Source organism: Micromonospora sp. WMMA1998 (genome assembly GCF_027497375.1).
GTDB lineage: Bacteria > Actinomycetota > Actinomycetes > Mycobacteriales > Micromonosporaceae > Micromonospora > Micromonospora sediminicola.
On the sequence record NZ_CP114911.1, the window covers coordinates 6,247,439 to 6,274,435 of the forward strand.

Consider the following 26,997-nt stretch of genomic DNA (forward strand, 5'->3'; position numbering starts at 1 on the left):
TCTTTCGTGCTGATGGGGAGCATTGCGGTGAAGACATCCAGCGTGGCCGGGCGGGGAGGAGTCGCCTCGCTGCTGCATGGAAGGTAGTCCACCGAACGTCGGGACGCAACCGTACCGTCGTTGCGCTACATTGTCCCACGTGACGACCGAGAAGAGGCGTGCCCCGGCCGGCGCGGCGGTGCTGCGCGGGGAGATCACCAGTGCCATCCGCGCCGCCGTGATGCAGGAGTTGGCCGAGGTCGGCTACGGCCGCCTCTCCATCGAGGCGGTGGCCCGCCGGGCCGGTGTGAGCAAGACCGCGATCTACCGCCGCTGGCGTTCCAAGCTCGACCTGGTGCTGGACATGGTGTCGGCGGTGGCGGGTCGGAACATCCCGCTGCTGGACACCGGCAGCCTGCTCGGCGACCTGGAGATCCTGCTGCACGTGATGGCGCGTGCGCTGCGTCACCGGCTGGCCGCGCAGATCATCCCGGACCTGCTGGCCGAGGCGTCCCGCAACCCGCAGATCGCCGAGAAGCTACAGGCCGCGCTAGACGACTACCAGCAGGCCGTCGGGCGGATCCTGATCGGTCGGGCGGTGGAGCGCGGCGAGCTCTCCCCGGACACCGACCGGCGGGCCGCGGTCGACCTGATCGTCGGGCCGGTCTACTGGCGGATGGCGATCTCCCGGGCCACGCTGGAGCCCACGGAGGTGCCGCGCCTGGCCGCCGCGATAGTCGCCGCCCTGCGGGTAGCATGCGTGGAGCCTGTCCGCGACGGGGTGGAAGTGTGACCCCGGCGCCCGCCGACGGGAGCGCCCGTCGATCATGAACAGCGCACGACATCCGGCCGGACAATGGCCGCGATCAACCGGTTTTCATCCCAAACCGCTACCATCCCCCAACGTCCCCCACATGAGTCACGCGTCGACAGGAGGAAGCCCCATGGTCGGGCCGCATCCAGAGTTCATTCCCCCAGCACGACCGATCATCGGCGAGGCCGAGATCGAGGCGGCTGTCCGGGTGCTGCGGAGCGGCCGGGTCGTCCAGGGCCCGGAGGTCGCGGCGTTCGAGGAGGAGTTCGGTGACCTGGTCGCCGGCCGGCACTGCGTCGCCGTCAACTCCGGCACCTCGGCCCTGCAGCTGACCCTGATGGCGCTCGGCTTCGGCCCGGGCGACGAGGTCATCGTGCCCTCGTTCTCCTTCGCCGCCAGCGGCAACGCGGTCCGGTTGGTCGGCGCCGAGCCGGTCTTCGTGGACATCGAGCCGGGCAGCTTCTGCGTCGACCCGGAGGCGGTCGCCGCCGCGATCACCCCGAAGACCGTCGCGATCATGCCGGTGCACCTCTACGGACACCCCGCCGCGATGGACCGGATCATGGCGATCGCGCAGCAGCACGGCCTGGCCGTCGTCGAGGACGCCGCCCAGGCGCACGGCGCCGAGCTGAACGGCACCCCGGTCGGCGCCTTCGGCACCGCCGGCTGCTTCAGCTTCTACCCGACCAAGAACATGCACTCCCTCGAGGGCGGCATGATCACCACCGCCGACGCGGACCTCGCCCGCACCCTGCGGCTGCTGCGCAACCAGGGCATGGAGCAGCGGTACGCCAACGAGATCGTCGGCGCCAACATGCGGATGACCGACGTGGCCGCCGCCATCGGCCGGGTGCAGCTCGGCCAGCTCGACGGGTGGACCGAGCAGCGTCGCGCCAACGCCAAGTTCCTCGACTCCGCCATCACCGGCATGGTCACCCCGCCGGTCGCCGACGGCGCGAAGCACGTCTACCACCAGTACACGGTGCGGGTGCGGGGCGACCGGGACGCCGCCCAGACCCGCCTCACCGAGCTGGGCATCGGCAACGCGGTCTACTACCCGACCCCGATCCACCGGCTCAAGCCGTACCTCGTGGACGGCAAGCCGGGCGCGTGGGACCTGCCGGAGACCGAGCGCGCCGCCGCCGAGGTGGTCTCGCTGCCGGTGCACCCGTCGCTGAGCCAGGCCGAGCTGGAGCGGATCGCCGAGGGCGCGAACCTCGCGGGCGGTGCCCGATGAGCGGGGGCCGCAAGCTGCGGGCCGGGCTGATCGGCCTCGGCGCCATGGGTCGCAACCACGGCCGGGTGCTGTCCAACCTGGACGGTGTCGAGCTGGTCGGCGTGGTCGATCCCGCCGGCGACGTCACCGGCACGCTGCGCGCGCCGGTCGTACCCGAGCTGAGCGACCTGCTGGCGCTGGGCGTCGACTACGCGGTGGTGGCCTGCCCGACCGCGCTGCACGAGTCGATCGGCCTGGAGTTGGCCGCCAACGGCGTCTGCGCGCTGATCGAGAAGCCGCTGGCCCAGTCGGTCGACGCGGCCACGAAGCTGGTGGAGGCGTTCGAGACCGCCGGGCTGGTCGCCGGCGTCGGGCACATCGAGCGCTACAACCCGGCGCTGCAGAGCCTGCGGACCCGGCTGGAGGCCGGCGAGCTGGGCGAGGTCTTCCAGGTGGTCACCCGCCGCCAGGGCCCGTTCCCGCACCGCATCGCCGACGTCGGCGTGGTGATGGACCTGGCCACCCACGACATCGACCTGACCGCCTGGGTGACCGGCCGGGAATACACCTCGGTCTCCGCCCGCACCGTCTCGCGCAGCGGCCGGCTGCACGAGGACATGGTCGCCGTCGTCGGCCAGCTCTCCGACGGCACGATGGTCAACCACCTGGTCAACTGGTTGAGCCCGCTCAAGGAGCGGTCCACCGTGGTCACCGGCGACAAGGGCTGCTTCATCGCCGACACGCTCACCGCGGACCTCACCTTCTACGCCAACGCCGCCATCGACACCGAGTGGGAGGCGCTGCGCGCGTTCCGCGGCGTGGCCGAGGGCGACATGGTCCGCTACGCCATCCCGAAGCGCGAGCCGCTGCTGGTCGAGCACGAGCGCTTCCGGGACGCGGTGGAGGGCAAGCAGAGCGACATCGTCACCCTGCGACAGGGCCTGCGTACCGTGCAGGTCGCCGCCGGTCTGCTGGAGTCCGCCTCCGACGGCCGGACCGTCTTCGTCAGCCCGACCGACGCCTCCGTCGCCGCGTCGGCCTGATCAGCCCGCCCGGCCGGGCGTCCACGGACGCCCGGCCGGCGCCCCGGGTCACCGCTGTTCGATCCCCAGCATGCGGTCGAAGTGCGGTGCGTTGACCGACCAGTCCCACGTCGCCAGCGCATGCGCCGCCGCCGCCGCGCCCTCGGTCCGCCAGACCCGCTCGTCGGCGGTGACCGCCCGGATGCGTGCGGCGGCCGCCGCCGGGGAGTCGACCACCCAGTCGGCCGGGAAGACGGTACGGGCCCCGTGCACGCCGTCGGCGAAGAACGGCCAGTCCCGGACCACCGGCACCGCGCCGCTGGCCGCGCCCTCCACCACCGCGCAGTGGAAGCTCTCCCGCACCGAGCTGCTGAGCACCACTCCGATGCCGGTGAGTACGCCGGGCACGTCGTCGGTGTGACCGACGCGGACCACCGCGCCGCTCGGCTCCAGCTCGGCGAGATCGGCCTCCAGCGCGGTCGCGTAGTCCCGGGCCGCCCGGCTGCGGCGGGTGTCGAGGCCCCCACCGACCAGGAGCAGGCGGTAGCGCTCGTCCTCGGCCCGCAGCAGTCGCAGCACCTCGATCGCCCACCGGGGATCCTTGGCCACGGCGCTGGTGCCGACCAGGCCGAGGGTGAACCGCGCCGCCGGGTCCTTCGCGCGGCGGAACGGCGCCAGTTCCAGCGCGTTGCACAGCACGTGGGTGCGGGGCGCGTCCGGGCCGGTCAGCCCCGGCGTCACCCGCAGCGTGAAGTCGCGGAGATGGTCGGAGACGAAGACCACGTCGTCGACCCGGCTGAAGTCGATCAGGTGCGGCCACCGGCCGAACGCCTCGTAACTGTGCAGCCGTACGACGATCCGGGTGTCGCCGGGATCGACCAGGCTGGTCATCGCCGCGGTCGCCACCGCCCAGTCGACGAACACCGTGTCCGCCCAGTCCAGGTGCGGGCGGAGCCAGCGCTCGATCTGCTCGCCGTACTCGGTGCCGCCGAGCAGCGCCTCGGTCACCATGTTCCGGCTCTGCCGGGTCAGCGGCCCGGCCACCGGGTCGTCGTCCAGCCGCAGGTAGCGCACTTCGACCCCGGGATGGTCGGCGTACCGCTCGCGCACGGCGCCGAGAAAGTGCGCGCTGCCGTTGAGCATCAGCAACAGGCGCAGCGGTCGGTCGGTGGGCGCGAGGGCCGCCGGTGTGACGCGGCCGCGCGGCGTGAGCAGTGCACGGCCCACAGCGCTGCCGTGCAGCGGCGCGAGGAAGGCGGCCGGATCCTCGACCAGGGGGGAGGTGAGCTGGTCAAAGTGGATCACCCGGTGGAACTGGGTGTGCAGGACCCGGTAGAGCCGCCGAGCCGCCGCGGCGCCGTCGCCCCGGGCGTACGCGCGGTCGGCCTCGCCCAGGTCGGCCGAGACGGCGGCCAGCAGGTGCGAAGGGGTGCGTCCCTCGGCCAGGTCGTCGGCGGCCTCCTGGGCGAGCAGGTCGGCGCGGACCGCCGGGTCCACCGCGCCCGCCACCGTGACCAGCGCCGCCCGGGACTCGCCGGCCGGCCAGCCCGCCCCGATCATGCCTGCGCGCAGCCGGCGGGCCAGGGCGGCGCGCGCCCCGGTCGGCAGTAGCGGCGCGGCCGCGAGGCCGTGGATCAGGCGGGCCGCCGCGCGGTGCCGCACCACCCGGGGAGCCGTGACGCGACGCAGCACGCCGGCTGCGAGCTTGCTACCCATCAGGGCGGGATCCTTTCGACGGGCGGACGCGGAGATCGGTGGCCCGCCCCGCCGGCGGTGGGGGCGGCGGGTCGGCGGGGCGCGCAGGACAGCGTGCATGTTAACGTGGCGCGGTCCCTACGTGCGGCGAGGAAGGTTCGGGTGCCGGCAACTTCTGAACGGGACGTCGTCGTGATCACGCCCTGGTATCCGACCCGCGAACTGCCCTTCCGTGGCTCGTTCGTGCAGGCGATGGTCGGCGCGACCGCTCCGGTTTCCGACCGGATGAGCGTCTACCACTGCGACGCCTGGGTCGCCGCGCTGGACGGCGACGGCGAGCGCCAGGTCCGGGACGCCCACCACGTGCTCCTCCGCCACGCCCAGCACCGCACCCCGACGGTCGGCGGCGCCGACCTGGTCTACGTGCCCGTGCCCGTGCCGCGTGGCCTCGGCCACGCCGAGATCGCCGAGCGGCACGACGACGCGCTCCGGGCCGCCCTCGGCGGTCGGCCGCTCACCGCGCCGGTGGTGCACGCCCACGTGGGACTGCCCAGCGGCTGGGCCGCGATCCGCAACGCCGGTCCGGAGACCCGCGTCTTCGTCACCGAGCACGCCAGCTTCCTGGACAGGGTGCTGGAGACCGCGCGCGGTCGGGAGATGTACGACGAGGTGCTCCACCGGTGCGCCGGCTTCCTCGCCGTCGGCGAGGGCGTCCGCCGCCCCCTGGTCGAGGCGTTCCCGCACCACGCGGACCGGATCGGCGCCGTCGCCAACCCGATCTCCTTCGACGAACCCCGGTCGACGCCGATCACCACGCTGCGGCGTTGGCTCTTCGTCGGGGCGCTCTCCGAGCTCAAGGGCGTACCGCTGTTGCTGGAGGCGTTCGCGCGCTGCCGGCGGGACGACCCGTCGCTGACGCTGACCCTGGTGGGTGAGGGCGCGTTGCTGACCAGCCTGACCGCGCGGGCAGCCGAGCTCGGGGTGGCCGAGGCGGTCACGTTCACCGGCGCGGTGCCGCCGCAGGAGGCGCTGCGGCTGATGCGGGAGCACGACCTGCTGGTGCACCCGAGCCGTCGGGAGACGTTCGGCGTCGCGGTGGTCGAGGGCATCGCCGCCGGGCTGCCGGTCCTGGTCACCCGCTGCGGCGGCCCGGAGCGGACACTGTCCGGCATCGAGGCGGCGGCCGGCGAGATGATCGATGTCACGGACGACCCGGACACGATCGTGGCCGGTTACCGGCGGCTGCGCTCGCGGTTCCCGCACGCCCTCGATCCCGCCCTCGTTCGCACGTCACTCGCCGCCCGGTACGGCTACGGCGCGGTCGCCGACATGCACCGCCGTCTGTGGTTTTCCGACGAGGCCGCGCCGGCGCGCTGACGCCGGGGCGCCGCAGCTGATGGAGTGAGATGCACGTCCTTTTCCTGTCCGTCGGGGGAGTCCGGCGGCGCGCCGTCGTGGAGGAGTCCCGCCAGGCCGTCGCCGACGGCGGCGCCGCCACGGTGGTGGTCGACCGGCTGGGCCCCTGGAGCCGGGAGACGTTCGCGCCCGGTGTCCGGGTCGTCGAGCTGGACGCCCTCCTGCGGCGCCTGCCGACGGTCCGGTTCGAGCAGGTGGCGCTCTACAAGGCGCCGCGCAAGCTGCTGCGCCTCGTCGGCCGGGGCCCGCTGCGCCGGATCTCGAAGCGGACCGAGCGGGCCTACCAGCGGCGCCTCGCCGACCCGGCGCACCGAGCGTTCCTGCGGGTGCGCGGCGACCAGCGCCCCCGGCTGATCGACCAGCTCCTCGCCCGTACTTTGGTGGATGTGCTCGTCGTCACGGACCCGGTCGCGATGCCGTACGCGGCCCGCCTGGTGGGGAACCGGAGCGGGCACGCGAGTCCGAGAGTCTGCTTCAGCTACGACTACTCTGGAGAGGCGACCGATCGCCAGCACCGTACCGACGACCCGGATTCCGCCCAGGGGGACACTCCATGAACCGGACGCGCACGCCGCGCCGACCGCGCATCCTCTACCTGTCCTTCTACTTCCCGCCGTCGCGGGCCAGCGGCGTCTACCGGGCTCGGGCGACCGCCAACTACCTCGCCGAGCACGGCTGGGAGGTGACAGCGTTCGCGTCGCCGCTGTCGTTCCTGCACCGGGTGATCGGCTCGGTGGACGAGCAGCTCGCCGAGACCGTCCACCCGTCGATCCGGGTGGAGCGGCCCGCCATCAGCCACTTCGCCTGGGAACGCGACCTGCGCGAGTACGGCCGGTTCCGGGGCATGTCGCCCATCATGGCGCGCAACCTCTACAACTTCGGGCTGAAGAAGATCTTCCCCGAGCACTACCTGTCCTGGGCGGTCGCGTCGGTGCGCAAGGCGTTGCGGATGCACGCCCGGCGCCGGTTCGACGTGGTGCTCGCCACCGGTAACCCGTTCGCGTCGTTCGCCGCCGCCTGGATGATCCACAAGGCGACCGGGGTGCCGTTCGCGGTCGACTACCGCGACGCCTGGACGCTCAACATGTTCACCGAGGAGGACGGGTACGAGCCCGGTCACCCGGCCTGGCGCTGGGAGAAGCGGATCCTCCGGGACGCGTCCGCGTCCGTCTTCGTCAACAAGCCGCTGCTGTCCTGGTACGCCGACCGTTACCCGAACGCGGCGGACCGGATGATGGTGGTGCCCAACGGTTGGGACCCGGATCTGCTGACCCAGCTCGACCTGTCCACGCCGACCTCCGGCACCGATCGGGACCAGCCGCTGCGGTTCACGTTCCTCGGCACCATGAACAGCACTCAGCCGGTGGAGCAGCTCGCCGAGGCGTTCCAGATCGCCCGGCGCCATCCCGACCTGGCCGACGCCGAGCTCAACATCCACGGGCACCTCGGATACTTCGCGCAGGGCAAGGCTCCGCTCATGGAGCGGCTCGGGTTGACCGCGGACGAGGACGGTCGCTCCCTGCCGGACAACGGCATCCACTACCGCGGCCCGGTGTCCAAGACCGAGGTCGGCCGGGTCTACCAGGAGAGTGACGTCCTCGTGTTCCTCGCCGGCGGCGCGCGGTACGTCACCTCCGGCAAGATCTTCGAGTACATGGCCAGCGGCAGTCCGATCGTCTCGGTGCACGCGCCGGGGATCGCCGCCCAGGACGTACTGGCCGGCTATCCGCTCTGGTTCAACCCGGAGAGCCTCGACGTCCACGACATCGCCGAGTCGATGATCGCCGCGGGCAAGGCCGCCCGGGACATGTCGACCAAGCAGCGGGCCGAGGCCCGTGCCCACGCCGACACCTTCACCCGGCAGGCGGTCACCGCGCCGCTGGAGGCCCGGCTGCGGTCGATGGTCCGGCGGAAGATCGAGACGGGAGAGGTGGGATCGTGACGATCGCCGACGGAGACGGAGCCCGGACCCCGACGGTGACCGCGCCCCGGCAGCCGCGGGCACTGCTGCTGGCGTTCAACCACAGGCCGCACGACCGGGTGCTGGCGCTGGCCGGGCGTCTGCTCGACGAGGGCGCCCGGCTGGATGTGGTGGTGCTCAGCGAGGGCAACTGGGCCGAACTGGCCGGGCGGCCCGGTCTGCGTCTGTTCACCATCGGGGCCGCCGAGAAGCGGCACCCGCTGCTGCGCGCCGAGCGCTTGGTGGTGACCAGCGGGCCCCGGCGGGTGGCCGGCGGGCTCGGTCGGCTCGCCGGCCAGAGCGCGGCCGGCGGGCTGCGCCGGCGGCAGGAGCGCCTGAGCCGTGCGTTCCACAAGCGCGTGTTCATGAAGGCTTACACGAACGTGCGTCCGATGGTGCTGTCGAAGCTCGCCCTCAAGCGACTGTCCGAGCTGGACCTCGACCGCGACCCGGCCGACCTGATCGTGGCCTCCGACGCGCTGTCGATCACGCTGGGCTGGCAGTTGGCCCGCCGCTACCCGGGCGTGGTCGCCACCACGTCACTCGATCCGCCGCCGCTGGCGCAGATCACCGCCGCGGCCTGACCGGCCGTCCGGGTGACCGCCGACCGGCGGTCACCCGGACGGGCCGGGTTTTCAGCGCGCGTGTTCGGCGAGGACCCGTACGACGTTCTCAGCCGCCCGGCCGTCGCCGTAGGGGGTGCCCCGACCGGCGCTCGGCCGGGGACGGGTGGCCGTGTCGGCCCAGCCGTCCCGGCCCAGGGCGGCGGGCTCGGGCACCAGCCGGTTCCAGTCGTCGACCAACGTCTCCACCCACTCCGTCTCCGGGCGCAGCGTGGTGCAGGGCCGGTCCAGCAGGTACGCCTCCTTCTGCAGGCCGCCCGAGTCGGTGACCACACCGACCGAGCCGAGCACCGCGGCGACCATGCCGGCGTAGGGCAGTGGCCGACCGACGTGCAGCGCGCCCCCACCCAGCTTGATGCCGTGCTCCTCGGCGCGGGCCAGCAGGCGCGGGTGCGCCAGCAGCGCGACCGGCACCGGCAGTTCGGCGAGCGCGGACACCAGCGCCCCCAGCCGTCGCGGGTCGTCGGTGTTCTCCGCCCGGTGCAGCGTGGCCAGCAGGTACGGGGCCTCCGGGTCGATGCCGGCGGGCAGCTCCGGGCGGGTCTGGCCACCGGCCAGCACGGCGTCGCGGACCCGCAGGCAGACGTCGACCATCACGTCGCCGACCAGAACGGCTCGCTTCGCCAGCCCCTCGGCCGACAGGTGGCGCACCGCCTCCTCGGTCGGCGCCAGCAGCAGGTCGGCGCAGTGATCGGTGAGCACCCGGTTGTGCTCCTCAGGCATCCGGCGGTTGAACGAGCGCAGCCCCGCCTCGAGGTGGGCCACCGGCAGGTGCATCTTCACCGCGGACAGCGCACCGGCCAGCGTCGAGTTGGTGTCGCCGTAGACCAGCACCCAGTCGGGCCGCTCGGCGGCCAGCACCGGGTCGAGGGCCGAGAGGGTCTTGCCGGTCTGCACGCCGTGGCTGCCGGAGCCGATACCCAGATGCACGTCGGGATCCGGGATGCCCAGACCGGAGAAGAAGACGTCGGAGAGGTCCGCGTCGTAGTGCTGCCCGGTGTGCACGATGACGTGCTCGTGGTCGGTGGCGGCGAACGCCGCGGCGATCGGCGCGAGTTTGACCAGCTGGGGCCGGGCGCCAACGATGCTGACGACCTTCATGTGGGTGATCCCTCCGATTGACTGTCCGCTGACCGGGGCGGCGTCGTGCCCGCCCCGCGGGCCGGCGGCGCGCGACGGCCGGTGACCGTGCACCGCCACGCGGGCGATCTAGGCTAACATCGCAGCGTCCCGCTTCCGGATGCCGACAGGGCCAGCGCGAGCGCGAGGAATCCCCCATGGTGGTCGACTCTTCCGTCGTCGAACGACGCCGTCCCGAGCCGGCGAATCGGCGTGGTGTCGGCCGGTTCCGGTCGTGGCTTCGTGGCGACCGCCCACTGCTGGCGGTCCTGCTGGTCGCCTTCGTCGCCACGCGGCTGAGCATCGCCGCGCGGGTCGAGGCGTTCCGCACCTTCGACACGCGCTCCTACGCCGGGCTGCTCGACGGCCCGAACCCGACCGCGACGCTCTCCTTCACCGGGCACGCGCCGCGGCTGTGGGGCACGCCGTTGCTCTACTCGCTCGCCGGCAGCGACCCGGCGCGGGCGTGGGCCCAGGCGCTGATCGGCACCGCCGCGTGGGTGCTGCTGGTGGTGGCGCTGTGGACCGCGTTGCGCACCACCGCCGCCCGGGTCTGCGCCGCGAGCGCGCTGTTCGTCCTGGCTCTGACCCGGGCGGTGTACGTCTGGGACCACACCCTGACGGCGGAGTCGCTCTCGATCAGCCTGGGTTTGCTCGCCTTCGGGTTGCTGGCGCTGTGGGCGCGCCGGCGGTCGTGGCCGCTGCTCGCGGCGACGGTGCTGGTGACGGTGTGGTGGATGTTCGTCCGGCAGGACATGCTGCTGTTCATCGCGCTGGTGCCGGCGGTGCTGGTGGTGTTGGCGTGGCGCGACCGCTCGCGCCGGTGGCCGGCGGTGGTGGCACTCGGCGCGCTCCTGGCCGGGCTGGCCTGGAACGCGGCGCTGCTCGGCCCCACCGACCAGACGTTCTCCCGATGGAGCGCCTCCGGGCGCTCCCAGACCGACGAGACGTTCCTCTACCGGCTCATGGTCGAGGTTCAGCGCGACCCGGCGATGCACCGGGCGTACCACGACGAGCTCGGCATGCCGCAATGCCAGGCGATCGAGGACCCGGCGCTGGTGCGGCGGTGGAACGTACGAAAGTTCTCCGAGGCCTACGCCCGGTGCGGGGAGCTGCAGACCTGGGCCGAGGAGCACGAACTGGGGGTCGGCTTCCGGTATGCGTTGGCCGAGCCGGAGCACTACGGCGAGATCATGGTGCATCGGATCCTGCCGATGGCGTTGGGCAGCACCGAGCTGCACACCTACGGTCGCCCGGTGACGATGCTGCCGGAGGCGGTCGGGTCGGTCTTCTACCCGCCACGTCACCTGGCCCTGCCCCTGATCGGCGGCGCCGCCGCGCTGGCGGTCCTGGCCTGCGTGGTCACCGGGGCCGTGCGACGGCGGCGGTGGCTGACCGCGATCGGCGTCGTCGGCGGGCTGGTGAGTGTCGCGAGCGTGCTGGCCAGCCTCATGCTGTCCGCCGGCGAGTACACCCGGTTCGGCATCCAGGAGGCCATCTACCTGCGGATCAGCCTGGTGGTGCTGGCGGTGGCGGCGCTCGACGCGGGGCTCACCCGGCGGAGGGAACGCGCCGGTGCGCCGGCACGGGGGGAGTCGGGTGAGGCCGCGCCGCGGCCGTACACTCCTGCCTCATGACCGCACCGGACACCCGTCGTTCCGAGCCCGCTCCCACCGGGCCCGCCGCGCCCGGCGACCGCGAGCCGGACGACGCGGCGGCGGGTCCGGCCCGGCCGCTCCCGGCCGTGCCGGAGCACGCCGTCCGGCCCGCCGTCGAGCCGGACGACCGGCCGACGCGCCGCCACCGGAGCCGATGGGACGCGCTGGTGGCGGCGGTCTACCTGCTCGGCGCGCTCATGGTGACCGCGCGCGGCTGGCGCGACGTGGACGGCCGACTCCTCGGCAGCCGCCCCGACGACCAGGGCTTCAACGAGTGGATGCTGGCCTACGCGGCGCACGCGGTCCGGCACCTGGAGAACCCCTTCTTCACGACGGCCCAGAACGCCCCCGACGGGGTGAACCTGATGACCAACGTCGGCATGCAGCTCCCCGGGATCCTGCTGTCGCCGGTCACCCTGCTGTTCGGCGCCCCCACCGCCTACGTGCTGCTCATCACCCTCAACCTGGCCGGCACCGGCTACGCCTGGTACCACGTGCTCTCCCGGCACGTGGTGGACTCCCGCGCGGCGGCCTTCGTCGGTGGCCTGTTCTGCGCCTTCGCGCCGGCGCTGGTGTCGCACAGCAACGGCCACCCGCACATCACCGCGCAGTGGCTGGTGCCGTTCATCGGCTGGCGGGTGCTGGTGCTCGCCCGGGACGGTCGGGTGCTGCGCGACGGGCTGGTGCTCGGCGCGCTGGTCGCCGCCCAGTTCTTCATCAGCGTGGAGATCCTCTTCCTGCTGGCGCTCGGCTGCCTGATGGTGGTGCTCGCCCATCTCGCCGTGGCGCCCCGGGTCGCCGTGCGGCGCGCTCCCCGACTCGCCGGCGGCCTGCTCGTGGCCGGCGCGCTCGTCGCGGTGGTGACCGCGTACCCGTTGTGGATGCAGTTCGCCGGGCCGCAGCACCGCCTCGGTCATCCCGGTGGGCCGGACGTGTACGCGCTGAAGCTCGGCTCCTACGTGCGCTACGCGACGGAGTCGATCGCCGGCAGCGCGACCAGCGCCGGTGGCTGGGGCCCGAACACCACCGAGCAGGCGAGTTTCTACGGCTGGCCGCTCGTGGTGCTGGCGGTGGCCGCCGCGTGGTGGCTACGGCGGGAGGTCACGGTGCGCGTGCTGACCCTGGTCGGGGTGGTCTGCGCGCTGCTGTCCATCGGCACCACCTGGACCTGGGGCACCGAGCGCACCACCGTGCCGGCGCCGTTCGCGCTGGTGCAGCACCTGCCGATCTTCGACGCGGTGGTGGTGGCCCGGTTCGGCCTGATCACCACCGTGGCCGTCGGCGTGCTGCTGGCTCTTGCCGGCGACCGGGTGCTCCGGACCCGGGTGGAGAACCCGATGCTGGTCCGCGTCGCCGGGGTCGCTCTGCTGGCCGCCCTGGTGCCGGTCCTGCCCACCCCGCTGCCGGTGCAGAAGCGTCCGCCGGTGCCGCACTTCGTGACCTCGGGCGAGTGGCGGGACCATGTGGCTCCCGGCCGCACCCTGGTGCCGGTGCCGGTGGCCAACATGACCTCGGTCTACTGGGGCTCGGCGGCACTCGCCGAGTTCGCGGTGCCGCAGGGCTACTTCCTCGCGCCGGTGTCGCCGACAGATCGGACCGGGCGCTGGGGAGTCGAGCCGCAGCCGACCGCGAAGCTGCTCACCCTCGTGGCCGAGGGCCGTCGGGGCGTCGAGGTGACACCGGCCGAGGTGGCGCAGGCGCGCGCCGACGCGCGGCACTGGCGGGCGGACGCGGTGGCGCTGCCCCGGCACCGGCGGCAGGAGCAGTTGCGCGCGGTGCTCGACGCCTGCTACGGCCCGGGCCGGCGGGTCGACGACGTGTGGCTCTGGGACGTCCGGCCGTTCAACCGGTGACGGCCGGGCTCACGGCGACCGGTTCCAGATCATCAGCACGTAACCGCCGAAGTAGGCGGAGAGGATGGCCAGCGGCGCCAGCACGGTCACCGCGCGCGCCCAGCCGGCCCGGGCCAGCGCGACCGCGACCGGCAGCAGCAGCGGGAACGCGGGAAGCAGGAAACGCGCCTTGGCGTGGTAGTAGCCGGCGGCGCCGAGCGTGGTGAGCAGGATCAGTCCGCTGTAGAGCAGGAGCTGCCACGGCTGCCGGTCGAGCGCGCCGAGCACGAACAGGGCCAGCGCGACCAGGACCACCAACGTCACCACGTACATCGCCAACGCCGAGGGGTGGGCCAGCACCCGCTGGCCGACCCGCACCGTGTCGACGCCGAGGTCGAACGTGGTGCCCCACCCGGCGTCCTGGATGTGGAACCAGCCGTCCGGCCGGCCGGTGCGCCAGCCCACCCAGGCCAGGTAGCCGAGCCAGCCGGCCGGCGCGAGCAGCAGCGCCGCCCAGGGACGCCAGCCGTCGCGACGGCGGAGCACCGCGATCGACGCGGCGACGCAGACCACGGCGAGCAGCGCCGAGCCGGTCGGTCGGGTCAGGCCCGCGGCGAGGCTGAGCAGCCCGGCGACGAGCCAGTCACCGCGCAACAGCGCATAGAGGCACCAGGCGGCGAACGCGGTGAAGATCCCCTCGCTGTAGCTCATGTTCTGCACGATGCTGTGCGGCAGCGACCCCCAGAGCACGGCGAGCAGGATGCCGACCCGCCGGTCGTACAGGTGCTCGCCGATCGCGAACAGCCCCCACGCGGCGGCGAGCGCCGCGACACCGGCCACGGCGAGCGCGGTGGCACGGGCACCCAGGGGGGTCAGCGGCTCCAGCGCCCCGACCAGGTGCGGATAGAGCGGGAAGAACGCCATGTCGCTCTGGGTGCGTTCGTACCCGTCGTAGCCGTGCTGGGCGATGCGCAGATACCACTCGCCGTCGGACTCGGTCAGCAGCGCGCCGGGTCGGGCGCCGACCGCGCGTGCCCAGAGCCAGAGCGTGACCAGGCCCAGCGACCGCACGGCCAGGTAGCCGACGAGGGCGGGTAGGGCCGACCGGAACGCGGCCACCAGCCGGTTGCCGGAGCCGGAGACGGTCCGGCCGGCCGGTTCGGGGTCGGTGCGGCCGCCGGTCGCCGTCTCCGGTGACGGCAGTTCGCGGCGGGTCGGCGCGGTCATGTCTGGTCCTGTCCGAGTGGTGTCGGCCGGCTCGTCGGCCCGCCGGTGACTGCTCCTCGGGCGACGGGAGCGCCGTCGCGGCCCGGGGTCGGGTGCAGGGTAGCAACGGCGACACCGCGGTCGGGCAGCCGCGGTGGCGGCGGTCTCCGGCGTGGCGCTTGTCGTACACTCGCTCCGGTCGGTCGCGGGGTGCGACGCTGGTTCACACGGAGACGGACGGGCATGGGTTCTGACGGCATCTCGTTCCGGACGGCGGTCGCCCGGTGAGGCAACCGGACGTGACGGTCGTCGTCGCCGTCTACAACACCATGCCGGACCTGACCACCTGTCTGGAGTCGTTGGTGAACCAGACGATCGGGCCCGACCGGCTGGAGATCGTCGCGGTCGACGACGGTTCCACCGACGGCAGCGGCGCGGAGCTGGACCGGTTCGCGGCGGCCTATCCCTCCCTGATCACGGTGGTGCACCAGGCCAACTCCGGTGGCCCGGCCGCGCCCAGCAACCGGGCGCTCGACGTGGCCACCGGCCGGTACGTCTTCTTCGTCGGCGCGGACGACCACCTCGGCCGGGAGGCGTTGGAACGGCTGGTGACGGCCGCCGACCAGTGGGGCTCGGACGTGGTGCTCGGCCGGATGGTGGGCGTGAACAAGCGGTACGTGCACCAGGAGATCTTCGACCGCACCCGCTCCGACGTCGACCTGTACGACTCGCCGCTGCCGTTCTCGCTGTCGAACACCAAACTGTTCCGCCGGGAGCTGGTCGAGCGACACCGGCTGCGCTTCCCGGAGGACATGGCCGTCGGCAGCGACCAGCCGTTCACGGTGGAGGCGTGCGTGCGGGCCGCCCGCATCTCGGTGCTGGCCGACTACGACTACTACTACGCGGTCAAGCGGCTCAACTCCACCAACATCACCTACCGCAGCGACCACCTGGCCCGGCTGGAGTGCGTGGAGCGCATCGTCCGGTTCGTCGCCGAGCTGGTCGAGCCGGGCGAACGGCGAGACGCGGTGCTGCGGCGACACTTCGCCTGGGAGATCGCGAAGCTGTTCCGCCCCGACTTCCTGGCGCTGGACGCCGACACTCAGGAGCAGGTCCGGACCCGAGTCGGCAAGCTGGTCCGGGAGTACCTCACCGACCGCATCCGCGACCGGCTCGAGCCGGACGCCCGGGTGCTGGTGGGCGCGGCCGCCTACGGCCGTCCGACCGACCTGCTCGCGATCATCCGGCAGACCGCGAGCGACAGCCTGCCGCCGACCGTCGTCCGCGATCAGCGGTGGTTCGCCGCCTATCCGGGTTTCGGCGAGCCGGACGCGGGCCTGAGCGAGGAGTGGTACGAGGTGAAGCCGACGGCGAGCCGTTGGCTCGCCGCGCTCAACGCGGTGTCGGTACGCTGGGTGACTGGGGCTGACGGCGACCGCCGCGTTCAGATCCTCGCCCGCAGCCCTCGGCCCGACCTCGCCGATCTCGTGGGCGACGACCTGTCGGTGCAGGTGGGCGAGGTGAAGGCGGTGGTGCGGCTGTTGCCCGCCGACCCGATGGGCACGACCGTGGAGGCCACCTTCCGGCTCCAGGACCTGGCGGCGGCGCTCCCCGCGAAGGGGACGGCCCGAGCGGTACGCGTCCGGGCGGCCGGCAGCGTCGCCGTCCCGTTGCGAGGGCTCCGGCCGCCGGTGCGGCACCGGACGATGCACCGCGACGGGAGCCGACTGCACCTGGTCACGATCAACAACAACCACAAAGGTCAACTGGCGTTCACCGTCTGGCCGGTGACGCTTCGCCGGGTCGCGGCCCGCCTTCGGCGCCGTCTCCCCCGAGGAGGAGAGTAGTTTCATGAACATCTGCGTCGTCGCGCTCGGAAAGATCGGCCTGCCGCTCGCCGTGCAGTTCGCCTCGAAGGGGCACCGGGTGATCGGTGCCGACGTCTCCGAGCGGGTCGTCCAGCTGGTCAACGACGGTGCCGTGCCCTTCCCGGGCGAGGCCGACCTGGACGTCAAGCTGAAGGAGGCGGTGGCCGCCGGGCTGTTGTCGGCCACCACCGACACCGCCGCCGCGGTCGCCGAGTCGGAGGCGGTCGTGGTGGTCGTGCCGCTGTTCGTGGACGCCGAGGGTGTGCCGGACTTCGGCTGGATGGACGACGCCACCCGGGCCATCGCCCGTGGCCTGAAGCCGGGCACGCTGGTCAGCTACGAGACCACCCTGCCGGTCGGGACCACCCGCAGCCGGTGGGCGCCGATGCTCGCCGAGGGCTCCGGCCTCACCGCGGGCACCGACTTCCACCTGGTGTTCAGCCCGGAGCGGGTGCTCACCGGCCGGGTCTTCGCCGACCTGCGCCGCTACCCGAAGCTGGTCGGCGGCATCGACGAGGCGTCCGCCGCGCACGGCGTGCGGTTCTACGAGGCGGTGCTCGACTTCGACGACCGCGCCGACCTGGACCGGCCCAACGGCGTGTGGGACCTCGGCTCGGCCGAGGCGTCCGAGCTGGCCAAGCTCGCCGAGACGACCTACCGGGACGTGAACATCGGCCTGGCGAACCAGTTCGCCCGTTTCGCCGACACGGTCGGCGTGGACGTCACCAAGGTCATCGAGGCCTGCAACACCCAGCCGTACAGCCACATCCACTCGCCGGGCATCGCGGTCGGCGGCCACTGCATCCCGATCTACCCGCGGATGTACCTGTGGAACGACCCGGCCGCCACCGTGGTCCGCTCGGCGCGCGAGGCCAACGCCGCCATGCCGGACTACGCGGTGGACCTGCTCGCCGCCGCGTACGGCGACCTGACCGGGGTGGGCGTGCTGGTGCTCGGCGCCGCCTACCGGGGTGGCGTCAAGGAGACCGCGTTCTCCGGCGTCTTCCCGACCGTGGAGGCGCTGCGCCGGCGGGGCGCGACCCCTTACGTCTCCGACCCGATGTACACCAACGAGGAGCTGGCCGCGCACGGCCTGCCCGGCTACGACGGCGAGCCGGTCGGCGCCGCGGTGATCCAGGCCGACCACGCCGAGTACCGCAGCCTCGCCCCGGCCGACCTGCCGGGCGTGACGGTGCTGGTCGACGGCCGCCGGGTCACCGACCCGGCGCGCTGGACCGGCGTCCGCCGGGTGGTCATCGGCGGCTGACGCCGTCCGTTCAGCGGGCCCCGGCCGTCCACGGCCGGGGCCCGCTGCGTGGCGTGCCCGGCCCGGCACCGGGCGTGCAAACTCGTCGTCCGGTGTTCACCTGCCGGACACCCCGGCAATACTTGCGTCACTTGACCCGTTTAGGGTCGCAGCCGTCCGGTATCGGGCCCCTTCGACACCGGCGGGCAGACAGGGAGCGTGTCGTTGTTCAGCAGAGTACGCAGCCAGCAGGGTCTCGCCGCGGTCGGCGCGACGCTTCTCGGCTACGCGGTCATGATCCTCTCCGGGGTCCTCGGCCTGGTGGTCCCGTACGCGGTGGCCGCCGTGGTCGCCCTGGCCGGTGAGGCGGCCCTGGCCACCCGGTACGCCGGGACCGCCGAGCTGCTCGACAAGGCCGGCCTCGGCGAGGTCTTCCGCCGCCTGGTCCGGGACCTGTCGGTGGTCCTGCTGGTGGTCGCCGCGGTCCGTCCCGGAGTGGGCGGCGACGTCGCGGTGCTGCTGCTGCCGGCCGCGCTCTGGACCGTGGCGGTGGCCACGTCGGCGGTGACCAAGGTGATCGACGGGCGGGTCGACCCGCCGGCCTACACCCGCAACATCGACCTCGGCGCGCTGCGCCGGGTGCCGGTGCCGCCGGCCTGGGCGCACTGGCTGGCCGGACTGCGGCTGCCGCTGCTCAACGTGCTGCTGGTGCCGGCCGCCGTGGTGGCCGCCGCCGTCGACCGGGTCGCCCCGGTCGTGGTCACCGCGGCCGTCACGCTGGTCGCCGGGCTGGTCACCGCCGCCGTGCTGGCGTCGACCGCGCTGCGCGGCCGGGGCAAGGCCCCGGGGGTGCTGCCCGCCGTGCACGACTGGCTGGCCCGGGAGCAGCCCGAGGTGGCCCTCTACTTCGCCGGCCCGGCCAAGGACGTCTACCAGGCCAACATGTGGCTCGCGCCGGTGGAGGCGACCGGCCGCCGCGCGGTGGTGCTGCTGCGGGCCGCGGACGCGTTCGACGAGCTGGCCGACACCCGGCTGCCGGTGATCTGCGTGCCGGCCGGCGTCGACTTCATGAACCTCGACCTCGGCTCGCTGCGGGTCGCCCTCTACGCGGCCAACGTCGGCGCCAACATCCACCTGCTGCGCGAGCCGGGCACGAAGCACGTCTTCGTCGGGCACGGCGACAGCGACAAGCAGGCCAGCGTCAACCCGTACAGCAAGGTGTACGACGAGGTGTGGGTGGCCGGCCCGGCCGGCCGGGAGCGGTACGCCCGGGCCGCGGTGGGCGTGCTGGACCGCGACATCGTGGAGGTCGGCCGCCCGCAGCTGGCCGGTGTGCACACGTTCGGCTCCGGCGCCGCCGACCACCTCTTCACCGTGCTGTACGCCCCCACCTGGGAGGGCTGGCTGGACGACGACCCCTACCACACCTCGCTGGTGCTGATGGGGGAGCGGATCGTGTCCGGGCTGCTGGCCGCCGGGAACCTGCGGGTGGTCTACAAGCCGCACCCGCTCACCGGCACCCGCTCGGCGAAGGCGCGGGCGGTCCACGAGCGGATCGTCGCCCGGATCCGGGCCGCCGGCGGTCAGACCGACCCCACCTCGCTCGACGGCACCGCGCACCTGGTGGTCACCGGTCGCACGCCGGCGCTGTTCGACTGCTTCAACGCCACCGACCTGCTGGTCAGCGACGTGTCGAGTGTGGTCTCCGACTTCGTGCAGAGTGAGCGGCCGTACGTGGTGGCCAACCCGGCCGGCCTGCCGGAGGACGAGTTCCGCCGGCAGTTCCCCACCGCCCGGGCGGCGTACCTGCTCTCGGCGGACTGCGGCCAGCTGCCGAAGATCCTCACCGTGACCCGGGCCGGGGACGACCCGATGGCCGAGGCCCGGCGGGAGCTGAAGGAGTATCTGCTCGGCCCGGCCGGGTCCAACCCGATGGACCGGTTCCGGGACGAGATCGGCCGGCTCTGCGGCTGAGGCGCACCGACGACGGGGGCGACGACCGGTGCGGTCGTCGCCCCCGTCGGCTGCTCAGCCCTGGTGCGGCGGGTTGTCGACGTCGCGGGAGACGACCTCGCCCTTCTCGTCGACCCAGCCCTTCGGCCGGGCCGGGTTGCCCGCCACCAACTGGTACGGCTTGACGTCCTTGGTCACCACCGAGCCGGCCGCGATCATCGCGTACTCGCCGACCTCGATGCCGCAGACCAGCGTCGCGTTGGCGCCGATCGAGGCGCCCCGGCGGACCAGGGTCGGGGTGATCGTCCAGTCCGGATTCTGGGCGCGCGGCCGGAAGTCGTTGGTGAACACCGCGCACGGGCCGACGAAGACCTCGTCCTCGATGGTCACGCCCTGGTAGACCGAGACGTTGTTCTGGATCTTGACCAGGTCGCCGACGGTGACGCCCGCGTCGACGTAGACGTTGCGGCCGATCACGCAGCCGGCGCCGACCTGGGCGCTCGACCGGATGTGCGCCAGGTGCCAGACCTTGGTGCCGTCACCGACCCGGGCGCCGTCCTCCACGTCGGCCGTCGGATGGACGAAGACGGAGGCGGACCGATCGTTGCTGTCAGTCATCTCAACTCGCATCGTGGCAGGGCGCTGCGTCGCGCCGTCGGGCGGGTTCGACGCAGCATAACGAGCCCCTAGCCGAGCAGTTCGGCCACCACGTCGGCGGCCGGCCGGTCCGCCGGCAACGGGTACGCCGCGACCACCGCGTCCACCGGCAGCGCCGCGTACAGGTGCGGGAACGCCGCGCCGCCGCGCGACACCTCCCACCGCAGCCCCTCGCCGAGCCGGCTCTCGTCCACCGCGAGCAGGGTCAGGCCGGTCACCCCGGCGAAGTGCCGGCGCGCGGTCTCCACCACCTGGTCGGCCGCGGACAGGTGGAGGTAGCCGTCCTGCCGGTCCAACGCCGTGCCGGTGAACCGCCCGGCCGCCCGCGCCTGCCGCCACTCGTCGTCGGCGAGAATCTTGTAGATCACGACCGCAGCCTAGAGCGGCCTCGCGCCCCGGCGGCGCGTCTGCCACCATTTCGCGGGACGACGCGTCGAACGAGAGGGGGCACGGGTGCGGATCCTCCTGGTCGAGGACGACCGTCGGGTCGCCGCGGCCCTGTCGTCCGCGCTGACCAGGCGCGGCTACCAGGTGGAACACGCCGCCACGGTCGCCGCCGCGCTCTCCGCCGCCCCCTGCGACCTGGTCCTGCTCGACCTCACGCTGCCCGACGGCGACGGCACCGACCTGTGCCGGGAGCTGCGCCGGCGCAGCAGCCAGCTCGGCATCATCGCGGTCACCGCCCGGGGTGAGGAACGCGACCGGGTGCTCGGCCTGCGGCTGGGCGCCGACGACTACGTGGTCAAGCCGTTCTCGATGGTGGAGCTGCAGGCCCGGATCGAGGCGGTGCTGCGCCGGGCCGCGCACACCGTCCCGGAGCGCAACCTGATCGAGGCGGGCGAGGTCCGCATCGACGTGGGCGGCCGGACGGTCACCGTGGCCGGCCGGGCGGTGGCGTTGACCCGCAAGGAGTTCGACATCCTGCTCTCCCTGGCCCGCCAGCCCGGGGTGGCCGTGCCACGCGACCGCATCCTGCTCGACGTGTGGGGCACCACCTGGGCCGACCGGCACACCGTCGAGGTGCACGTCGGGTCGCTGCGCGGCAAGCTCGGCGACCCGACCCTGGTGGAGACCGTGCGCGGGGTCGGCTACCGGCTCCGCGGCGCGTGAGGAGACCCCGGTGCGCCGCCGGCTGGTGATCAGCTACCTGCTGCTGATGGTGCTGGTGCTGTTCGCGCTGGAGACCCCGCTGGCGGTCACCCTGGCCTCCCGGGAGACCGACCGGGTACGCGCCGACCGGCTCGCCGACGCCACCCGCTTCGCGTCGCTGGCCGGTCCGGCGCTGCGTGGCGGCGGTCCCGGCCCGCTCGGCGGCGAGCTGGCCGCCTACGACGACCTCTACGGCATCGGCGCGGCGGTGGTCGACCGCGACCGGCGTACCGTCGCCGCCTCGCCCGGGTGGGAACTGGGCGCGGGCACGGGCCCGGCGCTCGACACGGCCCTGTCCGGGCAGCAGTTCAGCGGCCCGGAGTCGGTCTGGCCGTGGGTGGACGGCCCGCTGGTGACGGCGGTCCCGATCAACGACGGCGGCGAGGTGCTCGGCGCCGTGGTCACCACCACCCCGGCGGACCCGGTGCGCCGCACCGTCACCGCGTGGTGGCTGCTGCTCGCCGGCATCGGCCTGCTCGCGGTGCTGGCCTGCGTCTCCACCGCGTTCGGGCTGGCCGGGTGGGTGCTGCGCCCGGTCACCGAGCTGGACTCGGTGACCCACGAGATCGCCGAGGGCCGCCGCACCGCCCGGGTCCGGCCCCGGGTCGGCCCGCCGGAGCTGCGCCGGCTGGCGACCAGCTTCAACCACATGGCCGACGCGGTCTCCGACGTGATGGACCGCCAGCGGGCCTTCGTCGCGCACGCCAGCCACCAGCTGCGCAACCCGCTGACCGCGTTGCGGCTGCGGGTGGAGGAGCTGGGACCCAGCCTCACCGACCCGGACGGCCGGGCCGAGCACCAACTGGCGCTGGAGGAGACCGACCGGCTGGCCACCGTCCTCGACGCGCTGCTCACCCTGGCCCGGGCCGAACGGGAGGAGAACCAGCGGGTCACCGTGGACGCCTCGGCGGCGGCCGCGTCCCGGGTGGCGGCCTGGCTGCCACTGGCCCGACACCGGTCGGTCACCCTCCGCCTCGACCCGGGCGAGGCGCCGGCGTACGCCCGGACCGTGCCCACCGCGATCGACCAGGCGCTCGACGCCCTGATCGACAACGCGGTCAAGTTCAGCGGCGCCGGGGGAGAGGTGACGGTGACCGTCCGACCGGCCGACGGCGGGACCACGCTCACCGTGCGCGACACCGGCCCGGGCATGACGGCCAGCCAGCTGGACCAGGCCACCGAGCGGTTCTGGCGGGCGCCGGACGCGCAGAACGTGGACGGCGCCGGGCTCGGGCTGACCATCGCCGCGGTGCTCGTCGACGCGTCCGACGGCCGGCTCACCATGCGCCAGGGCGAGCCGCGCGGGCTGGTCGCCGAGCTGTGGTTCCCGGCGCCGCCCGACGAGGCGGCCGGCGCGGTCGAACCGGCCGCGCGGCGCGCCGGGGAACCGGTCGGCACCTGAGCCCGGTCAGGGCTTGGCCGTGCGGTACCACTGCGCCGCGCCCGGGTGCAGCGGTAGCGGCGTGGTGACGATCGCCGACCGGGGGCTCATCCGCCCGGCGGCCGGGTGCGCGGCGGCCAGCTCTTCCCGCCGCTCCATCAGCAGCCGGGTCACCTCACGGACCAGCGCGGTGGGCAGCTCGGCGCTGACGATCAGGTAGTTCGGGTTCGCCACCGTGCTGACCGGATCCGCCTGGTAGACCGAGCGGGGGATGTCCCGGGTCACGTACACCTCCCCGTACGCGCGCCGCAACGGCTCGGTCCAGTCGCCCAGGTCGACCATCCGCAGGGACGTCTGCCGGGCCAGCTCGGCGACGCCGCGCACGGGCAGGCCGCCGGAGAAGAAAAAGGCGTCGATCCGGCCCTCGCGCAGGGCGGTCACCGAGTCGTCCAGCCCCAGGTGCTCCTGCCGGACCCGGTCGCCGTCGAGCTGCGCCACGTCCAGCAGCCGGGTGGCGGTCACCTCGGTGCCCGAGCCGTCGGCGCCCACCGACACCCGCCGGCCGCGCAGGTCGGCGAGCGTACGCACCGGTCCACCGGCGGTGGTCACCAGGTGCAGGAGGTCGTCGTAGACGCGCGCCACGGCGAGCACGCGGGGGTGCTCCGGCTCGCGGGGCGGCAGCACGTCGGCCTGGGTGAAGCCCAGCTCCGCCTCGCCGGAGCCGACCAGCCGGACGTTCTGCGCGGAGGCCGCGGTGACCACGACGTCCGCGCGCACCCCGGGCAGCTCCCGGTTGAGCAGGGCGGCCAGCGACTGGCCGAACGCGTGGTAGACGGCGGTCGGGCTACCGGTGGCGATCCGGATCCGCACCGGCTCGGTGGGCTCGTCGCGGCAGCCGGCGACGGCGGTGACGAGCAGCAGCAACAGGGCCAGCGGGGCCGCGGTCCGGCGCCGGCCGCGCACAGACCAGTGTCGACTCACGGGCTGCACTCTGCGCCGTGCACCCGCCGCCGCGCAAGCCCGCCCGTGCGGGCGGTGTCCTCAGCCCAGTTCGGCGCTCTCGGTGATCCGGGTCCGGTGCTCGCCGTTGGGCACGCTCACCAGGAAGCACCCCGAGCCGGGTCGCAGCGCCGCCGGCACCTCCAGCAGGGCCGCGCCGCGCACCAGCACCGCCGCCAGGTCGCGGTCGGCCAGCCGGATGCCCAGGCAGTGCCGGCGTACGTGCCGGCCGCCGGCGAGCAGCGCCGCCCGCCACGCCGCGGCGGCCAGGCGCGGACGCCAGATCCGGCGCGCCGTCGAGGCGCCGGGCACCGGCCCGCCGAGCAGCTCGCGTCGGCCCTGCCGCCAGCCGGCCGCCAGCACGGCCGCGTACGCCGGCCGGTGCTCGACGGGCACCGACAGCCGGTGCAACTCGAACCGGCGGCGCAGGCCGCCCGTGGTCAGCTCGTGCTCCACCGGCACGTCGAGGCGGCCCAGCAGCTGCCGCATCCGCTGCGCCGCGTCCTCCCGGTTGAACTCCGCGACCCCGCCCCGGTAGGGGTCGACGTCGAACCGGCGGACGTCCGCGGCCGGGGGTGGCGTGCACCGCACCATGCAGGCGACCTCGAACGCGTCGGCCAGGGTCAGCCAGTCCAACGGCGGTGGCGGCGACGACGGGCGGGGCCGGTCGAGCAGCGTGGTGGGCTCGGAGAGCATCGGCACAGCTCCTTGGTCGGCGTCAGGGCCCCTCTACCGTGGCCTGCCCCGCCGGGTCGGGGAACCGCTGCGCCCGAGCCTTGAGCAAAATTTGCGCGAACGCCGGCCCTCAGAGATCGGCGACGACGAGGTCGAGCTGCCGGGGTCGGCCGGTGGCCCGGGGACCCTCCTCGACCGTGTACTTCAGCTCGCGCAGCGCGCCCACCAGCGCGTCGGCGGTACGCGGGCGGGCGCCGGCGAGCAACAGGTCCCGGACCAGCCGGCCCTTGGTCGCCTTGTTGAAGTGGCTCACCACCGAGCGCGTCGGCGTCCCGTCCACCACCCGTTCGTGCAGCACCCGCACCGTCACCGTGCGCTCGGCGACCGCCCCGCGCGACGCCCAGGTGGCCGCGTACGCGCCGGAGCGCAGGTCGAGCACCGGACCGTTGCCCGCGGCCGCCGTCATGGCCGACCCCAGTGCGGACCGCCAGTACGCCGCCAGCGCCCCCACGCCCGGCAGGCGCGCCCCGATCGGGCACCGGTACGGCGGGATCCGGTCGGTGAGGCGGACCGCGCCCCACAGGCCGGAGCTGATCAGCACCGACCGGCGGGCGGCCCGCTCCGCCGCCGGGGGCAGCGTGGCCAGGTCGAGCGCCTCGTAGAGCACCCCGGTGTAGAGCCGGGCGGCCGGCGCGGTGGCCGCCACCCGCAGCCGGGCGTTGCGCCGCAGCTCGCCGCGCTGGCCCTCACTCAGGCCCAGCGCGTCCCGGGCCGCCGCCTCGTCCGGGCCGGCGCAGAGGTCGACCAGCGCGGTCAGCACCGCCTCCCGGGCCGGGTTCAGCTCCGACAGCGACAGCCGCGACAGGTCCAGCCGCCGGCCGGTGCCGGCCTCGGCCTTGCCCTCGGACGGGGGGAGCAGGATGAGCACCGGCACAGCGTACGGGCCGGGCTCAGCGCCACGGTCGCACGGCGCGGTCCGGGTGGTAGACGCGACTGTCGCCGACCTGGGCCACCAGCGCCGCGTCGGCCCGGTCGCCGAGCAGCCGCCGCAGCCCGCGTTCCGCCGACGAGCCGACCGCCACCACGTATCCGGGCCGGTCCGCCCGCCCCACCCGCTGCCAGTACGCCGGGTAGCGGTTCTGCCCCGGCGTCAGGTTGCCGTCCAGCACCCCGCACGCCACCGCCTCGCCGGTGTTGAAGATCAGCCGATTGCAGGTCCAGTAGTCGCCGTACACCTCGTGCAGGCCGGAGCGCAGCACCGTGTCGGCCAGCCGGCGGGCGGACAGCTCCTCGGCCCGTACCCCGGGGGTGTGGGCCAAGAACGCCACCGTGCCGGCGACCGCGGCGGCGGTCAGCCCGGCCAGCACCCCGGCGGCCGTGACGCCGCCCAGCCGGGCCACCCGGCCGGCGGTGGCGCGCAGCGCGTGCGCGGCGGCCAGCCAGAGCGGCCAGAGCACGGCCGGCAGCGAGATCTGCAGCACCGACAGGTAGCGGGCGTTGCCCAGCGGGTCGGTCGCGGCCAGCGGGCTGCGCACGTACGCCAGCAGGGTCAACGCCGCGCCGACGACCAGCGCGAGGACCGCCGCGGCCCGGACCCGCGCGGCATGGTCGGCGGCCCGGCGGTACGCGACCAGCCCGAGCGCGGCGGCGGCCACCAGCAGCACCGGGTAGAGCAGGCCGAACCACTGCGCCCAGCGCGCGCAGCCGTCCATCGGGCACAGCCCGGAGGCCAGCGGCACCCCCTCCAGCAGCCCGCCGCGCACCCGGTCGACGATCGTCGGTGCCACGCCCTCCTTCGTGCTGACCTCCCGCAGCACCGACAGCGAGTCCTGGCCCGGCGGCGCCACCAGGTTGTCCTTCACCACCGGCGCGATGCCGACCAGGAAACCCGCCACCAGCAGCACGCCCGGCCAGCCGACCAGATCGCGGGGGACCGCCAGCACCAGCACCACGCCCGCCACCAGCAGGTAGGGCGCGATCAGCCAGTCCGACCAGAGCGCCAGCCCGACGAGCAGCCCGAACCCGCCGGTGGCCAGCCAGCGGTGCCGCACCCGGTCCTCGCCGAGCGCGACCGCGATCAGCAGCAACGCCAGCACCGCCGGCTTGACCTCGGGCCGGCCGCCGACCACGGTGAGCTGGTCGCGGACCACCCGTTCCGACCCGAGCGCCAGCAGGCCCACCACGGCCACGGCCAGCCAGGGGGAGAAGAGACGGCGGGTCAGCCGGTACGCCAGCCACAGGAAGATCGCGTAGAGCGCGAGCAGCGGCAGCCGCAGCAGCGGCCAGCTCGGTCCGGCCCAGCCCACCAGCGGCGCCGCCAGATACGACTCCAGCACGCCCATGTAGCGCTGCCCGTAGAGGAAGACCGGCCGTTCGTGGCCGCCGGCGATGTGCAGGGCGGCCAGGCCGAACGTGGCCTCGTCGCTGTTCGAGGCGGGCACCGTGAGCACGGTCAGCACCAGCCGGTAACCCACCCCGACCGCGCCGAGCAGCAGCGCCACCAGCGCCGGCGCGTCCGGTCGGCCCATC

At 74.0% G+C, this 26,997-nt stretch carries 23 protein-coding genes; 14 read left to right on the top strand and 9 right to left on the bottom strand.

Annotated elements, in window-relative coordinates; genetic code table 11:
* Window positions 1-139 precede the first annotated feature (139 nt).
* The 3 genes from O7600_RS29125 (at window position 140) to O7600_RS29135 (ending at window position 3,052) form a co-directional block, all read left to right on the top strand.
* A complete protein-coding gene (locus O7600_RS29125) occupies window positions 140-772 on the top strand; it encodes a TetR/AcrR family transcriptional regulator (protein WP_099161704.1) in 633 nt (210 codons plus the stop codon).
* 151 nt (window positions 773-923) lie between these two features.
* Window positions 924-2,030, top strand: coding sequence for a DegT/DnrJ/EryC1/StrS family aminotransferase (locus O7600_RS29130; protein ID WP_281591558.1), 1,107 nt, complete (start codon window positions 924-926; stop codon window positions 2,028-2,030).
* Window positions 2,027-3,052, top strand: coding sequence for a Gfo/Idh/MocA family oxidoreductase (locus tag O7600_RS29135; RefSeq protein ID WP_281591559.1), 1,026 nt, complete (start codon window positions 2,027-2,029; stop codon window positions 3,050-3,052). The genes O7600_RS29130 and O7600_RS29135 overlap by 4 nt, the downstream gene beginning before the upstream one ends.
* 48 nt (window positions 3,053-3,100) lie before the next feature.
* On the opposite strand, the gene O7600_RS29140 is transcribed toward O7600_RS29135, so the two are convergent.
* The gene (locus O7600_RS29140; protein ID WP_281591560.1) at window positions 3,101-4,747 is read right to left on the bottom strand and encodes a glycosyltransferase; all 1,647 of its coding nucleotides are present in this window, start codon (window positions 4,745-4,747) and stop codon (window positions 3,101-3,103) included.
* Between the two features lie 141 nt (window positions 4,748-4,888).
* Here O7600_RS29140 and O7600_RS29145 point away from each other — a divergent pair, with 141 nt between their 5' ends.
* Genes O7600_RS29145 through O7600_RS29160 form a run of 4 tightly spaced genes read left to right on the top strand, consistent with a single transcriptional unit; the run spans window position 4,889 to window position 8,686 of the window.
* Complete coding sequence (locus tag O7600_RS29145; protein WP_281591561.1) at window positions 4,889-6,103, top strand: glycosyltransferase; 1,215 nt, start codon at window positions 4,889-4,891, stop codon at window positions 6,101-6,103.
* Between the two features lie 29 nt (window positions 6,104-6,132).
* Window positions 6,133-6,699: a hypothetical protein gene (locus O7600_RS29150; protein WP_281591562.1), complete on the top strand. Its 567-nt coding sequence runs from the start codon at window positions 6,133-6,135 to the stop codon at window positions 6,697-6,699.
* A complete protein-coding gene (locus O7600_RS29155; protein ID WP_253866572.1) occupies window positions 6,696-8,084 on the top strand; it encodes a glycosyltransferase in 1,389 nt (462 codons plus the stop codon). The genes O7600_RS29150 and O7600_RS29155 overlap by 4 nt, the downstream gene beginning before the upstream one ends.
* Entirely contained in the window at window positions 8,081-8,686 is a 606-nt protein-coding gene (locus O7600_RS29160) for a hypothetical protein (protein WP_281591563.1), read from the top strand. Before O7600_RS29155 ends, O7600_RS29160 begins: the two co-directional genes overlap by 4 nt.
* A gap of 51 nt (window positions 8,687-8,737) precedes the next feature.
* Here O7600_RS29160 and wecB read toward each other — a convergent pair whose 3' ends face one another.
* Window positions 8,738-9,826 (bottom strand): UDP-N-acetylglucosamine 2-epimerase (non-hydrolyzing), encoded by a 1,089-nt coding sequence (wecB, locus tag O7600_RS29165; protein WP_099161699.1) that lies wholly within the window; start codon window positions 9,824-9,826, stop codon window positions 8,738-8,740.
* A 176-nt stretch (window positions 9,827-10,002) separates the two neighbouring features.
* Between wecB and O7600_RS29170 the strand changes: the two genes are divergently transcribed.
* On the top strand, window positions 10,003-11,481 hold the full coding sequence (locus O7600_RS29170) for a hypothetical protein (protein WP_281591564.1): 1,479 nt from the start codon (window positions 10,003-10,005) through the stop codon (window positions 11,479-11,481).
* On the top strand, window positions 11,478-13,355 hold the full coding sequence (locus O7600_RS29175) for a hypothetical protein (RefSeq protein WP_281591565.1): 1,878 nt from the start codon (window positions 11,478-11,480) through the stop codon (window positions 13,353-13,355). Before O7600_RS29170 ends, O7600_RS29175 begins: the two co-directional genes overlap by 4 nt.
* Window positions 13,356-13,364: 9 nt before the next feature.
* Here O7600_RS29175 and O7600_RS29180 read toward each other — a convergent pair whose 3' ends face one another.
* A complete protein-coding gene (locus O7600_RS29180; RefSeq protein WP_281591566.1) occupies window positions 13,365-14,561 on the bottom strand; it encodes a hypothetical protein in 1,197 nt (398 codons plus the stop codon).
* Window positions 14,562-14,824: 263 nt separating this feature from the next.
* On the opposite strand from O7600_RS29180, the gene O7600_RS29185 reads away from it, so the two are divergent.
* The 3 genes from O7600_RS29185 to O7600_RS29195 all read left to right on the top strand — a co-directional run bounded on the left by O7600_RS29185 (window position 14,825) and on the right by O7600_RS29195 (window position 19,628).
* The gene (locus tag O7600_RS29185) at window positions 14,825-16,387 is read left to right on the top strand and encodes a glycosyltransferase (RefSeq protein ID WP_281591567.1); all 1,563 of its coding nucleotides are present in this window, start codon (window positions 14,825-14,827) and stop codon (window positions 16,385-16,387) included.
* Between the two features lie 4 nt (window positions 16,388-16,391).
* The gene (locus O7600_RS29190; protein ID WP_281591568.1) at window positions 16,392-17,675 is read left to right on the top strand and encodes a nucleotide sugar dehydrogenase; all 1,284 of its coding nucleotides are present in this window, start codon (window positions 16,392-16,394) and stop codon (window positions 17,673-17,675) included.
* Between the two features lie 204 nt (window positions 17,676-17,879).
* A complete protein-coding gene (locus tag O7600_RS29195) occupies window positions 17,880-19,628 on the top strand; it encodes a CDP-glycerol glycerophosphotransferase family protein (protein WP_281591569.1) in 1,749 nt (582 codons plus the stop codon).
* Between the two features lie 54 nt (window positions 19,629-19,682).
* On the opposite strand, the gene O7600_RS29200 is transcribed toward O7600_RS29195, so the two are convergent.
* Window positions 19,683-20,225: an acyltransferase gene (locus O7600_RS29200; RefSeq protein ID WP_098745492.1), complete on the bottom strand. Its 543-nt coding sequence runs from the start codon at window positions 20,223-20,225 to the stop codon at window positions 19,683-19,685.
* Window positions 20,226-20,293: 68 nt separating this feature from the next.
* The gene (locus O7600_RS29205) at window positions 20,294-20,632 is read right to left on the bottom strand and encodes a DUF952 domain-containing protein (RefSeq protein WP_281591570.1); all 339 of its coding nucleotides are present in this window, start codon (window positions 20,630-20,632) and stop codon (window positions 20,294-20,296) included.
* Window positions 20,633-20,717: 85 nt separating this feature from the next.
* On the opposite strand from O7600_RS29205, the gene O7600_RS29210 reads away from it, so the two are divergent.
* Entirely contained in the window at window positions 20,718-21,374 is a 657-nt protein-coding gene (locus O7600_RS29210) for a response regulator transcription factor (RefSeq protein ID WP_174528970.1), read from the top strand.
* 10 nt (window positions 21,375-21,384) lie between these two features.
* Entirely contained in the window at window positions 21,385-22,815 is a 1,431-nt protein-coding gene (locus O7600_RS29215) for a HAMP domain-containing sensor histidine kinase (RefSeq protein ID WP_281591571.1), read from the top strand.
* Window positions 22,816-22,821: 6 nt separating this feature from the next.
* Here the strand turns inward: O7600_RS29215 and O7600_RS29220 are convergent, their stop codons facing one another.
* The 4 genes from O7600_RS29220 to O7600_RS29235 form a co-directional block, all read right to left on the bottom strand.
* Window positions 22,822-23,775, bottom strand: a complete 954-nt coding sequence (locus tag O7600_RS29220; RefSeq protein WP_281591572.1) for a TAXI family TRAP transporter solute-binding subunit — start codon at window positions 23,773-23,775, stop codon at window positions 22,822-22,824.
* Window positions 23,776-23,835: 60 nt separating this feature from the next.
* Window positions 23,836-24,489 (bottom strand): hypothetical protein, encoded by a 654-nt coding sequence (locus O7600_RS29225; RefSeq protein WP_281591573.1) that lies wholly within the window; start codon window positions 24,487-24,489, stop codon window positions 23,836-23,838.
* 109 nt (window positions 24,490-24,598) lie between these two features.
* Window positions 24,599-25,402, bottom strand: a complete 804-nt coding sequence (gene yaaA / locus O7600_RS29230; RefSeq protein ID WP_281591574.1) for a peroxide stress protein YaaA — start codon at window positions 25,400-25,402, stop codon at window positions 24,599-24,601.
* Window positions 25,403-25,418: 16 nt separating this feature from the next.
* Window positions 25,419-26,996, bottom strand: coding sequence for a hypothetical protein (locus O7600_RS29235; protein WP_281594296.1), 1,578 nt, complete (start codon window positions 26,994-26,996; stop codon window positions 25,419-25,421).
* Window position 26,997: the final 1 nt, after the last annotated feature.

Coding starts and splice junctions, on each gene's coding strand:
- O7600_RS29130 (WP_281591558.1), top strand. CDS start 924: ATGGTCGGGCCGCATCCAGAGTTCATTCCCCCAGCACGACCGATCATC.
- O7600_RS29135 (WP_281591559.1), top strand. CDS start 2,027: ATGAGCGGGGGCCGCAAGCTGCGGGCCGGGCTGATCGGCCTCGGCGCC.
- O7600_RS29140 (WP_281591560.1), bottom strand. CDS start 4,747: ATGGGTAGCAAGCTCGCAGCCGGCGTGCTGCGTCGCGTCACGGCTCCC.
- O7600_RS29150 (WP_281591562.1), top strand. CDS start 6,133: ATGCACGTCCTTTTCCTGTCCGTCGGGGGAGTCCGGCGGCGCGCCGTC.
- O7600_RS29155 (WP_253866572.1), top strand. CDS start 6,696: ATGAACCGGACGCGCACGCCGCGCCGACCGCGCATCCTCTACCTGTCC.
- wecB (WP_099161699.1), bottom strand. CDS start 9,826: ATGAAGGTCGTCAGCATCGTTGGCGCCCGGCCCCAGCTGGTCAAACTC.
- O7600_RS29170 (WP_281591564.1), top strand. CDS start 10,003: ATGGTGGTCGACTCTTCCGTCGTCGAACGACGCCGTCCCGAGCCGGCG.
- O7600_RS29175 (WP_281591565.1), top strand. CDS start 11,478: ATGACCGCACCGGACACCCGTCGTTCCGAGCCCGCTCCCACCGGGCCC.
- O7600_RS29180 (WP_281591566.1), bottom strand. CDS start 14,561: ATGACCGCGCCGACCCGCCGCGAACTGCCGTCACCGGAGACGGCGACC.
- O7600_RS29190 (WP_281591568.1), top strand. CDS start 16,392: ATGAACATCTGCGTCGTCGCGCTCGGAAAGATCGGCCTGCCGCTCGCC.
- O7600_RS29200 (WP_098745492.1), bottom strand. CDS start 20,225: ATGACTGACAGCAACGATCGGTCCGCCTCCGTCTTCGTCCATCCGACG.
- O7600_RS29225 (WP_281591573.1), bottom strand. CDS start 24,489: ATGCTCTCCGAGCCCACCACGCTGCTCGACCGGCCCCGCCCGTCGTCG.
- O7600_RS29235 (WP_281594296.1), bottom strand. CDS start 26,996: ATGGGCCGACCGGACGCGCCGGCGCTGGTGGCGCTGCTGCTCGGCGCG.